The following is a 12,492-nucleotide window of genomic DNA, read 5'->3' as shown; positions in this document are numbered from 1 at the left end:
ATAGTTTATCCTTATCAGTTAGTAATAAAAATCTATAAGGGAGACAGGTCCTTTGAAAAAATATGATGTTCTTGCACAAACAATTTACTACCATTTTTTTAATAAAAAGTATGCAGAGGCAAAAAAACATAAAGACTTAGAACTAATCGGCAAAGGGAGAAGTGCCTTCGTATTTAAAATCAAACATACTGATTTGGTAATCAAAGTGTTTTTTAATAAATATAAACACTTAGCTAAAACAGAGGGAGAGATATATGAAACAGTCAAAGGCATCCCTTTTTTTCCTCAAATTCACGAGATCGGTGAAAATTATATCGTAATTGATTATATAAAAGGGAAAACATTATTTGATTGTTTAATAGAAGGCATTATTATTACAGAACCGCATATAAAAGAGGCTGATAAAGCTATTTTATTATCGAAGCAAAAAGGGTTGAACCCTTCGGATATTCATTTAAAAAATATTATTTTAACAAAAAGAAATGAGATTAAAATCATTGATTTAGCTCGTTTTAGACAAGTGAAAAAATGTACCCAATGGAGTGATTTAAAAAAAGCTTATTATAAATTATATCAAAAACGCTTTTTTCCGAAAAAAGTTAGCAAATATATTTTGCACATTATTCGAATATTATATAAAAAGCAATTATTAAAAGTATTTGTTTAATGGATGATCATTTTTTTAAAGGAAATGATGGTTCTATTAAAGGAGGAGTAGTAATGGTAAGTTATAAAAATCGACAAGAGGTATTGGAACAGGAAAAATGGAATTTGCAGGATATATATGAAAATGAAACATTGTGGGAAGGAGATTATAAGCTAGTAGAAGAAAAAATTATCGAAATTGGCCAATATAATGATCAAATAACAGATGCAGCTAAACTGTTTTCCTATTTAAAACTTGCAGAAGAAATTGGAGCTATTTACAAAAAATTATATTGTTATAGTATGCTATTGTTAGATCAAGATACAAGAAATACTCATGCGCAAAAGCTGTTGGATAAAGCGAGACAGCTTGGACAAAAATGGAGTAGTGCTACATCATTTTTTATGCCTTTTTTATTAAGTATGGAAGAAGAAGTATTAAAACAATACATAAAAGAAGTGAAAGAATTACAATATTTTGAAAAAAACTTGTTGGAGTCATTCTCTTATAAAAAACATGTGTTAAGCAAAGAAAAAGAAGAAATACTTGCTGCGCTTGGAGAATCATTATCCGTTCCAAGCCAAATATTTGGCATGATCAATAATGCTGATATAAAATTTGGTACTGTTACGAATGAAGAAGGACAAATGGTGGAGCTTACAAGAGGAATGTATGCAAAACTGATGGAAAATGATGATAGAGAAAAAAGGAAAGAGGCATATAAAGCCTACTATCAACCGTATATTACGCTAAAAAATACAATTGCTACTACATTTGCTTCGGCAGTAAAAAATAATGTGAAAACGTCAAAAATAAGAAATTATCCGTCTGCTTTAGAAAAAAGCTTGTTTTCTGACAGAATTCCAAAAGAAGTGTATGAAAATCTTATTGCCGCAACAAGAAAAAATTTACCGTATATGAATGAATATATGCAATACCGTAAAAATAAGTTAGGGTTAGACGAGCTCCGTCCATATGATTTAAGTGTACCATTGGTGAAAGACGCTGCAAAGGAAAAGATAGCTTATGATAAAGCCTACGATATGATGATGGAAGCGTTAAAACCGCTCGGTGAAGATTATATAAAAATATTAAAATCATTTAAGGAGAAACGCTATTTAGATGTTCGGGAAACACCGGGGAAACGGTCTGGCGCGTATAATTTAGGCTTATATGGTGTGCATCCATTTATTTTATTAAACCATCGTGACGATTTAGACAGTTTATTTACATTAGCACATGAATGCGGCCATGCGATGCATTCTTATTACAGCAGTAAATATCAACCGCAGATCACAGCAGGCTATAGTATCTTTGTAGCAGAGGTGGCCTCTACGGTAAATGAAGTGTTGTTGATTCGTTATTTATTAAAGGTGGAAACAGATGCTAACAAAAGAGAGCATTTGTTAAACCATTTTATTGATAGTTTTAAAGGCACTTTTTTTACTCAAGTAATGTTTAGTGAATTTGAAAAAACTGTACATGAAAAAGCAGAATCAGGGGAAGCATTAACACTTGATCTGTTTAATAAAACGTATGAAGAGCTATTTAAAGCATATAATGGCGATGACCTTGTGGTCGAAGAAGAAGTGAAATATGGCTGGTCAAGAATACCTCATTTTTATCGTCCTTTTTATGTCTATAAATACGCAACCGGTTTTGCAGCAGCGATTACAATTGCGGATAAATTGCTGTTGGGGAACGAGAAAGATAGACTGGAATATTTACAATTTCTAAAAAGCGGAAGTTCGGAGTTCCCTTTAGAATTATTAAAAAGAACAGGTGTGGATTTAACAACACAAGAACCAATTGACCACGCATTATCGATTTTTCATTCACTCGTGCAAGAAGTGATTGCAGATGACAAAATGCTATCTTTAAAATGACACGAAATTTGAGGATGTCTATTAACTAGACATCCTTTTTATATGGTAAGAAAGCTGAAATTTTCTGAAGTCCGATAGGTGTTCAGCTTAGGGGCTGACCAAGACGCTTCCGCTTTTCTAGTATTATTGATACTTTTCTAATATAGAAAAGAAGTCAATGACAAATTTATAAAATGTTTGCACGGAAGGAGGCAGTTCTCGATTTTTCGGAATAATAATACCTACTGTTCGGTTAATAACAGGATCTTCTATTGGAATCTTCACTGTAAATTTAGGAACAGTATCATAGAATGTACTCTCTGGAAGCAGAGTCACGCCCATTCCCGCAGATACTAAGCCTTTAATGGCATCTAAATCTTCTCCTTCTGAGCTTATATTAGGCAAAAAGCCCTCTTGTTTACATGCATCAATCGCAATTTTTTGTAAAATATAGCCTTTCGGGAACAGAACAAAAGGATCATTTCTTAAATCACGTATGCGTAAACTTCGTCTTTCTGATAAAATATGATTACTAGGTATTAATGCTAGTATCCGTTCGATAAACAGGATATTTCCTTCAATTGTGAAATCATCTGTTGGTACTGGACCTAAGAATGCAAGATCAATCTCCCGATTTTTGACTGCTTCAATTAGAAAACTGTAAGAGCCTTGTCTTAATTGAAAAGCAATATGAGGATGTTTTTCTTTAAATGCAGATAGAACAGTTGGCAGCAAATGACTTGCTAAACTAGTTGGAAAGCCAATTTTGATAGATCCTCTATCTGGATCTAAATAGGCGTCTACTTGTTCGATTGCAAGATCAACTGCCTTGATAATAGCTAACGCATGGTTTAAAAAGGTTTTTCCAATTGAGGTTAATTTAACATTTCTGCCTTCTCTTTCAAAAAGTTGAACACCTAGTTCGTCTTCTAAATTGGCAATTTGTCTGCTTATTGCCGATTGGGCCACATGTAAATGTTCAGCAGCTTCTGAAACATGTTCTCTTTCTGCAACTTCGATAAAATATTTTAGTTGTCTAAGTTCCATTTTTTTGTAATCCTCTCCATTCATATCAAAATTAGATTACTTCTATCCAAATAATATATTGTATATATGAATTTGCATAGTATAATTGGGTTATCTGAACTAAAAAAGTTGTTAGAAAATCTGACAGGGGTGGTTGAAATGACGTACAACCAAATGGAAAAAGCACAAGGTCTTTATCGACCTGAATTTGAACATGATGCATGTGGTATCGGTTTATACGCTCATATTAAAGGAACAGCAACACATGACATTGTGACAAAAGGTTTAAGCATGCTATGTAAATTAGATCATCGTGGTGGGCAAGGTAGTGATCCATTAACTGGTGATGGAGCTGGTTTAATGGTTCAAATTCCAGATCGTTTTTTTCGAAAAGAAATTTCAGAATTTTCATTGCCGGAAAAAGGACAATACGGTGTTGGAATGATCTTCTTCTCTCAAAAGGATCAACATAGAGAAAAAATTGAAGAAAAGATTAACGAGTATATCGCAGCGGAAGGACAAGAACTTTTAGGCTGGAGAACAGTTCCTACTGATTTCAGAAAAATCGGAAAAGTCGCACAGGAAAGCTGTCCGGTTGTCCGCCAAGTGTTTATTAAAGCCAATGTTGACAGCAAAGATGCATTAGCATTTGAACGCAAATTGTATATTATCCGCAAATTAGCAGAAAACTGGGGTAAAATAGAAGGAAGAGATTTCTACTTTGCCAGTCTTTCAAGCAGTACGATTGTATATAAAGGACTATTAACATCAGAACAAGTTGGTACCTTTTATTTAGATGTTCAAGATCCAGAATTTACTTCGGCTTTTGCTTTAGTGCATTCCCGTTTTAGTACAAATACATTTCCAAGCTGGGAAAGAGCGCATCCAAACCGTTATATTATCCATAATGGAGAAATTAACACACTTCGCGGCAATTTTAATTGGATGAAAGCAAGAGAGCAGCAATTTGTATCCGAAGCATTTGGTGATGATTTACAAAAAGTATTGCCTATCTTAGATGCGAATGGAAGTGACTCGTCTGTTTTTGATAATGCATTAGAATTTTTTATTCTATCTGGTAGAAAGCCAGCACATGCAGCAATGATGTTAATTCCAGAACCATGGACAGAAAATCCGCATATCTCAAAAGAGAAAAAAGCGTTTTATGAATATCACAGCAGCTTAATGGAGCCGTGGGATGGACCAATGGCCATTTCCTTTACAGATGGAAAACAAATTGGTGCTATTTTAGACCGCAACGGATTAAGACCAGCTCGCTATTATGTGACAAAAGATGACTATATTATTTTCTCTTCTGAAGTAGGAGTTATACCAGTAGAAGAAGAAAATGTTTTATATAAAGATCGTTTAAGTCCAGGAAAGATGCTATTAATTGATTTAGAAGAAGGACGCATTGTTTCCGATGAAGAGTTAAAAGGACAAATTGTTTCAGAACAACCGTATCAAAAATGGCTGGATGAAAACGTTATTCGCTTACAACAGCCAAGTGAAGAAACAGAAGAAACATTATCTGATTTATTAACACGCCAAAAGGCATTTGGATACACATATGAAGATGTACAAAAAAATCTTATGCCGGTTGTGACGGAAGGTAAAGATCCAATCGGGTCGATGGGAAATGATACACCGCTTGCTGTATTATCAGATAAGCCGCAATCGTTGTTTAATTATTTTAAACAATTATTTGCCCAAGTTACGAATCCTCCGATCGACGCTATTCGTGAGCAGATGGTAACATCGACACTTTCATGGTTAGGTGCAGAACGAAATCTGCTTCATCCAGATGAAACAAATTGTCAGCGAATCCAACTAGATTCACCAGTTTTATCAAATGGACAATTAGAGTTGTTAAGAAAAAATGTCGTTTCAGACTTTGTAACGAAAACAATTGATACATTATTTGAAGAAGATTTAGAAGCAAGTTTACAAACCGTTTTGCAAGAAGCAAAAACAGCAATTGAACAAGGTGTTAGTTTAATTATTTTATCTGACAGAGGATTAAATAATGAGAAAAAAGCAATTCCTGTATTATTAGCAGTAAGTGCATTGCATCAATATTTAATTAATCAAGGAATTCGTTCAAAAGCAAGCATCCTCGTGGAGTCAGGAGAAACAAGAGAAGTTCATCATTTTGCAAGCTTAATCGGATTTGGTGCAGACGCTATTAATCCTTATCTTGTCTATGCAACCTATAAAAAAGCAATCGATGATGAGATTTTAGCGCTTCCTTATGAAGAAGTTGTTTCCCGATTTAATACTGTAGTAACAGAAGGCGTAGTAAAAGTTATGTCTAAAATGGGTATTTCAACTGTTCAAAGTTATCGTGGGGCTCAAATTTTTGAAGCAGTTGGAATCGGTGAAGAGGTTATCAACAAATATTTTGAAGGTACCGTTTCGCAATTAGGTGGTATTGGATTAGATACAATTGCAGCGGAAACAACTAAACGCCATGAAGAAGCATTTGCAAGTGTATTGGATGACACATTAGATTCAGGAAGTGAATACCAATGGAGAAAAGGTGGAGAACATCATGCCTTTAATCCAAAAACAATTCATACTTTACAATGGGCTTGTCGCAAAGGAGACTACAGCTTATTTAAACAATATTCACACGCAGCAAATGACGAAAGATTAAGTTTCCTACGTAATTTATTCTCGTTTTCGTCTAATCAGCAGGCGATTGATATCAATGAAGTAGAATCAGTGGAAAGTATTGTGAAGCGTTTCAAAACAGGTGCGATGTCGTTTGGTTCATTAAGTAAAGAAGCGCATGAAACATTAGCAATTGCCATGAACCGAATTGGCGGAAGCAGCAACAGTGGAGAAGGCGGAGAAGATCCAGCACGCTTTGAGTTGGATGAAAATGGCGATAATCGTCGCAGTGCCATTAAACAAATAGCATCCGGCCGTTTTGGTGTAAAAAGTCATTATTTAATTAATGCAAAAGAGCTGCAGATTAAAATGGCGCAAGGAGCAAAACCAGGTGAAGGTGGTCAATTGCCTGGAAATAAAGTGTATCCATGGGTAGCAGAAGTTCGTGGTTCTACTCCAGGTGTAGGGTTAATTTCCCCACCACCGCATCATGATATTTATTCGATTGAAGATTTAGCTCAGCTTATTCATGATTTAAAAAATGCAAACAAAGAAGCGCGCATTAGCGTGAAGCTTGTATCAAAAGGCGGAATTGGAACGATTGCTGCAGGTGTTGCAAAAGGATCAGCTGATGTAATTGTTGTAAGTGGCTATGATGGTGGTACAGGAGCATCACCAAAAACAAGTATTAAACATACTGGACTTCCATGGGAGCTAGGACTAGCGGAAGCACATCAGACGTTAATGTTAAATGGGCTGCGCAACCGTGTTGTCCTTGAGACAGATGGTAAGTTAATGACAGGTAAAGACGTTGTATTAGCGGCATTACTTGGTGCAGAGGAATTCGGTTTTGCAACAGCACCGTTAATTGTTTTAGGCTGTGTTATGATGCGTGCATGTCATTTGGATACATGTCCTGTCGGCGTTGCTACACAAAATCCAGAATTACGATATAAATTTGCAGGGGATCCTGACCATGTTGTGAACTTTATGCAATTTGTTGCAGAAGAAGTTCGTGAATTAATGGCTCAGTTAGGATTTAGAACAGTAGAAGAAATGGTCGGAAGAACAGATGTTCTGGAAGTGAGTGACCGTGCAAAAGCACATTGGAAAGCGAAAGATCTTGATTTATCTAAATTATTATACAAAGTGGATGGAGCTCGTACTTTCCAAACTCCACAAAACCATAAAATTGATGAAAGCTTAGATATGCAAAAAATACTGCCAGCTGTTGAAAAAGCGATTCAAACAGGTGAAACAGTAGATATGCATTATTCTGTACGCAATACGAACCGAGTAATTGGAACCATTGTTGGAAGTGAAATTTCCAAACAATATGGAGAAGAGGGATTAGCGGACAATACGATTAACCTTCATTTTAGTGGATCTGCTGGTCAAAGCTTCGGTGCATTTATTCCTAAAGGCATGAGTCTTTATTTAACTGGAGATGCAAATGACTATATAGGAAAAGGTCTATCTGGAGGCAAAATCGTTGTTACAGCTCCAGCAATAGATTCTTATGTAGCAAAAGATAATGTCATTATCGGAAATGTTGCTTTTTACGGTGCAACTAGTGGCGAAGCGTTTGTAAATGGAAAAGCAGGAGAACGTTTTGCTGTTCGAAACAGCGGTGCTAACGTTGTCGTAGAAGGAATTGGTGACCATGGACTGGAATACATGACTGGTGGTCAAGTAGTTGTCCTTGGCGAAGTAGGAAAGAACTTCGCAGCAGGTATGTCAGGCGGAGTAGCTTATGTTCTAGCAAATGACAAAGAAGACTTTAAACATCATTGCAACCAAGAAATGATTTTATTTGAATCATTAGAGGATGCAAATGAAGTAGAATCTGTAAAAGAGTTAATTGCAAAACATGCAGATCAAACAAATAGTATTGCAGCAAAACAAGTATTAGAGAATTGGGAAAAATCAGTAAGTCAATTTGTAAAAGTAATTCCAAAAGACTACAAACGAATGATTTCTCATATTCAAGAGGGCTTAAACAACGGTTTATCCGAAGAAGAAGCGGTTATGAATGCATTTGAAAACAATTCAAATCAAGACAAAAAAAAACATCAACCTACTAAGTTAACAGTAGCTGTTCAGTAAGAAAGGAGAGAATAATATGGGAAAAGCAACTGGTTTTATGGAATTTAAACGGGAGGAAGCGGAAGAAAGATCTCCGCTTTCCCGCTTAGACGATTATAAAAAATATTCTGCTCCTTTCTCTGATGAGGTACTAAGTAGACAAGGAGCACGCTGTATGGATTGTGCAACACCGTTTTGCCATATTGGAATGGATATCGGTGGTTCAACATCAGGTTGTCCAATCCATAACTTAATTCCAGAATGGAATGATCTTGTTTACCGCGGTAGATGGAAAGAAGCATTGGACAGATTATTAAAAACAAATAACTTCCCAGAATTCACTGGAAGTGCATGTCCTGCTCCATGTGAAGGCTCTTGTACGGTTGCCATTTCTGATCCTGCTGTTGCGATTAAAAATATCGAACGCACCATTATTGATAAAGGGTTTGAAAATGGTTGGATAACACCAAGAATTCCGGAAAAAAGAACAGGGAAAAAAGTAGCGATTATCGGATCTGGTCCAGCTGGATTGGCAAGTGCTGATCAATTAAATCAAGCAGGTCATTCTGTTACCGTTTTTGAACGCTCTGATCGTGCCGGCGGATTATTGATGTACGGTATTCCTAATATGAAATTAGAGAAAAAAGATGTTGAGCGCCGCATCAATTTATTAACACAAGAAGGCATTGATTTTGTGACAAACACAGAAGTAGGCAAAGATATTACAGCAGAGGAATTAAAAAAACAATTTGATGCTGTTATCCTTTGTACAGGTGCTCAAAAACAACGTGATCTAGCTATTGAAGGCAGAGATGCAAATGGCGTACATTTTGCCATGGATTATTTAACTTTAAATACAAAAAGTTTATTAGATTCTGATTTAAAAGACGGCAAGTTTATTAATGCAGAAGGAAAAGACGTTATCGTTATCGGTGGTGGAGATACTGGAGCAGACTGTGTCGCAACAGCTCTTCGTCAAAAATGTAAAAGCGTTGTTCAATTTGGTAAACATCCTAAATTAGGAACATCTCGTTCGGATGACAATATGTGGCCAGCTTTCCCACAAGTATTTACATTGGAATATGCTTATGAAGAAGCTGAGCAAAAATTTGGAAGCGATCCAAGACAGTACAGCATTCAAACGAAAAAAATTGTAAAAGATGAAAATGGAAATTTAAAAGAGCTTCATACTATTGCTATGGAAAAAGTAAAACAAGCAGATGGTACTTTTGTTTTCAATGAACTTCCTGGAACAGAAAAAGTATGGCCAGCTCAACTTGTATTTATCGCAATCGGTTTTGAAGGACCAGAACAGCCAGTTCTAAACCATTTTGGCGTAGATACAAAATCTCGTAAAATTGAAGCGAAATATGGAGAATTCCAAACAAATGTAGAAGGTGTTTTCGCTGCAGGAGATGCAAGAAGAGGACAAAGCTTAATTGTTTGGGCCATTAATGAAGGTCGTGAAGCGGCCCGTAAAGTAGATGAATATTTAATGGGAGTCTCTCATTTACCAACTGTTAATGCTTAAATTAAAAACCAAGGAAATGTCTTTTCCTTGGTTTTTTCTATGCTTATAAATTAATTGTTTAGATTACTATGTTTTTTAGAATAAAAAAAGTAAATAAATAAACCAATAATAATCCATATAACAAATGAAAACCATGTAATGCTAGGCAAGCTTATAGCTAAACATATGCATAGCAACGCACTGATTATTGGCAGTACAGGTACAAATGGTACACGAAAAGAGCCTTTTAATTCAGGAAAGTTCCTGCGCAAAATAATAACGGCAATGGAAATAAGGGTAAATGCAGCAAGGGTGCCCATATTAACTAAATGAGCTAAAGTAGTTAAATCAATAAACCCTGCGATACATGCAGCAACTATTCCTGTTAACCAAGTATTGGCAAATGGTGTTTTTGTTTTTTGGTTAACATTTGCCAGGACTTTTGGCAATAAACCATCACGGCTCATTGCAAAACTTAATCGAACTTGTGCGTAAATTAAAGCTAAAATAACGGTTGTAATTCCCATTACTGCTCCAACAGAAATAATGCCTGCAACACTATCTTGCCCCACTGATTCTAATGCTAAAGCAACTGGGGCTCCTACATTTAACTTAGTAAATGGAATCATTCCTGTTATTACGGCTGATACTGCAATATATAACAATGTACAGATTGCTAATGATCCAATAATTCCAATCGGCATTGTTTTCGACGGATTTTTCACTTCTTCAGAGGCTGTTGCGATTACATCAAAACCGATATAGGCAAAGAAAACAGTAGCAGCCCCTGTAATAATCCCTTCAAATCCAAATGGCATAAACGGCGACCAATTATCAGGCTCTACATACCATACACCAACAATAATAAATAATAAAATAACAGCTAATTTTACAAATACCATAATATTATTAAACTTTATACTTTCTTTAATTCCTTTGCTTACTAGACCAGCAATGAAAAGAATGATTAATATTGCCGGTAAATCAATTACTCCCCCTTTTCCCATTCCAGGTGCAGAGCCAATAATAGAAGGGATGTGGATATTAAATCCCGCTAGCAATGATTGAAAATAGGCAGACCATCCTGTTGCAACGGCTGATACTGCGAGAACATATTCTAACATAAGATCCCAGCCGATTAAGAATGCCAATAATTCACCTAAAGTAGCATAGGTATAAGTGTAAACACTTCCAGATAAGGGGACAGATGAAGAAAATTCTGCGTAACAAAAAGCCGCTAGAGCACAAGCAATTCCTGCAATTACGAATGAAATCATAATGGCCGGTCCTGCATTATTAGCAGCTACAACACCTGTTACTACAAAAATGCCTGTGCCTATTACACATCCCACCCCTAAAAAAATAAGATCCATTACATTAATAGAACGAGCTAATGATTTACTTTTTGTTTGAGCGATCATTAAACTCATTGATTTTTTCCGAAAAAGCTGATTCATGCTGTTACCTCCTAGATGTTTTCATGACATATTTTTTAGAAAGGCTGTTTTCTAAAAGTATGTTGTTTTTGAATAAAACAATAAACATGGTTGAAGCACTGAGCAGTCTGAATACACGTAGACTCCTGCGGGAAAAGCGAGAAAGACGAGACCCCACAGGAGCATAGCGACGAGGAGGCTCGGCACTCGTCCGCGGAAAGCGAAGTGTATTCAGACTGCGGGGGAAATAACAACAATCTATACGAAAAGATCCTTTAGAAAATATACCAAAAATTCTTATGAAATTGCTTGTCATATAATTAGTATTACCAAATTATGTGTTTGTTAACAAAAAAGTCAATGTCAATAAATTCATATTAATTTTAGTAGAGAAAGGAAAACAGTTTGGCTAAAAAACAGAAGCATGGTGAAAAATTAATGAAAGATAATGAAATGAAAAAAACTGTTGAATAATATCTCAACAGTAAATGATTATTATTTCGAAATGTTAAAAATAAGCAGGAATTTGTGATTTTGGCAATTGTGATAATTTTTCATACATTTCATGATTGCAGCGGACCATACAGATTGATTTTGTCTCGTGCTGCTGTTTGCGAAGAAGTTCTCTAAATTGGAATCGGTAGTAATATTGTGGATTTATTTCACTGTATAAAAGAAAAATAGCATCTTTATTTTCCTTTGTATACAAAGAAAAAAATTCATTCAGCATCATTGTTCCGTATCCATTGCCTTGATATTTCTCGTCAATGACAATGGATCCAAGACCATAGATCGGTGCTGTTTGATCGGAAAATTGTATGGTTTTTGATAATACGATCATGGAACCAATTATGTAATTAGTTTCGTCTACATAGACATAACGAGTACCATACGCATCTTCTTTTTTATTGTCATTTACATATTGTTCATACGTTCTTCCTTTTGGCCATTCTTTGTAGCCCATTTGAAAAACAGTATGATATTCATCAGGTTGAATTTTTCGTAATAGCATTGTTGACCACCTTTCACTATCATTACATTATATCATAGTCTTATTATGCTGATCGTTCCAGAATAGTTTCCGGCCTTTTATTAGATACCATATTTCGCTAATTATAATTGAATGGAAGCACTTATTAGATAAAGGCTGTTTTCTCAAAGTTTGTTGTTTTTTACATAATACATTTTAAAAAGCGTTTCTTAGCAGCCTGCATACACGTAGACTCCTGTGGGAATGCGAGAAAGACGAGACCCCGCAGGAGCGTATGCGACGAGGAGGCTCGACGCTCGTCCACGGAAAGCGAAGTGTAT

7 protein-coding genes are annotated in these 12,492 nt (G+C 35.6%); 4 read left to right on the top strand and 3 right to left on the bottom strand.

The annotated features are described in order from the left end of the window. Nucleotides 1–52: 52 nt before the first annotated feature. Both ACTXGU_RS01565 and pepF read left to right on the top strand, forming a co-directional pair. A complete protein-coding gene (locus ACTXGU_RS01565) occupies nt 53–667 on the top strand; it encodes a protein kinase family protein (RefSeq protein ID WP_443479722.1) in 615 nt (204 codons plus the stop codon). Nucleotides 668–720: 53 nt separating this feature from the next. Continuing rightward, the gene (gene pepF / locus ACTXGU_RS01560) at nt 721–2,532 is read left to right on the top strand and encodes an oligoendopeptidase F (protein ID WP_443479721.1); all 1,812 of its coding nucleotides are present in this window, start codon (nt 721–723) and stop codon (nt 2,530–2,532) included. A 123-nt stretch (nt 2,533–2,655) separates the two neighbouring features. Here the strand turns inward: pepF and ACTXGU_RS01555 are convergent, their stop codons facing one another. Continuing rightward, nucleotides 2,656–3,558, bottom strand: a complete 903-nt coding sequence (locus tag ACTXGU_RS01555; protein WP_443479720.1) for a LysR family transcriptional regulator — start codon at nt 3,556–3,558, stop codon at nt 2,656–2,658. 138 nt (nt 3,559–3,696) lie between these two features. Here ACTXGU_RS01555 and gltB point away from each other — a divergent pair, with 138 nt between their 5' ends. Together gltB and gltD are read left to right on the top strand one after the other, a co-directional pair. Continuing rightward, nucleotides 3,697–8,256: a glutamate synthase large subunit gene (gene gltB / locus ACTXGU_RS01550; protein ID WP_443479719.1), complete on the top strand. Its 4,560-nt coding sequence runs from the start codon at nt 3,697–3,699 to the stop codon at nt 8,254–8,256. A gap of 16 nt (nt 8,257–8,272) precedes the next feature. Next, nucleotides 8,273–9,766 carry a glutamate synthase small subunit gene (gene gltD, locus ACTXGU_RS01545; protein ID WP_443479718.1) on the top strand — a complete coding sequence of 498 codons (1,494 nt, stop codon included), beginning with the start codon at nt 8,273–8,275 and terminating at the stop codon, nt 9,764–9,766. Between the two features lie 50 nt (nt 9,767–9,816). On the opposite strand, the gene ACTXGU_RS01540 is transcribed toward gltD, so the two are convergent. Both ACTXGU_RS01540 and ACTXGU_RS01535 read right to left on the bottom strand, forming a co-directional pair. Then, nucleotides 9,817–11,202, bottom strand: coding sequence for an amino acid permease (locus ACTXGU_RS01540; RefSeq protein WP_443479717.1), 1,386 nt, complete (start codon nt 11,200–11,202; stop codon nt 9,817–9,819). Nucleotides 11,203–11,689: 487 nt separating this feature from the next. Beyond that, nucleotides 11,690–12,193, bottom strand: a complete 504-nt coding sequence (locus ACTXGU_RS01535) for a GNAT family N-acetyltransferase (RefSeq protein ID WP_443479716.1) — start codon at nt 12,191–12,193, stop codon at nt 11,690–11,692. Between the last annotated feature and the right edge of the window lie 299 nt (nt 12,194–12,492).

The sequence above is a fragment of the Niallia sp. 01092 genome (assembly GCF_052318935.1).
Classification (GTDB): domain Bacteria; phylum Bacillota; class Bacilli; order Bacillales; family Cytobacillaceae; genus Niallia.
The sequence above is the reverse complement of the archived record's forward strand: the minus strand, read 5'-3'. Positions and strand labels throughout refer to the sequence as shown.

Excerpts from the sequence above, each read along its gene's own strand:
- gltD (WP_443479718.1), top strand. The coding sequence starts at position 8,273 with ATGGGAAAAGCAACTGGTTTTATGGAATTTAAACGGGAGGAAGCGGAA.
- ACTXGU_RS01540 (WP_443479717.1), bottom strand. The coding sequence starts at position 11,202 with ATGAATCAGCTTTTTCGGAAAAAATCAATGAGTTTAATGATCGCTCAA.
- ACTXGU_RS01535 (WP_443479716.1), bottom strand. The coding sequence starts at position 12,193 with ATGCTATTACGAAAAATTCAACCTGATGAATATCATACTGTTTTTCAA.
- ACTXGU_RS01555 (WP_443479720.1), bottom strand. The coding sequence starts at position 3,558 with ATGGAACTTAGACAACTAAAATATTTTATCGAAGTTGCAGAAAGAGAA.
- gltB (WP_443479719.1), top strand. The coding sequence starts at position 3,697 with ATGACGTACAACCAAATGGAAAAAGCACAAGGTCTTTATCGACCTGAA.
- pepF (WP_443479721.1), top strand. The coding sequence starts at position 721 with ATGGTAAGTTATAAAAATCGACAAGAGGTATTGGAACAGGAAAAATGG.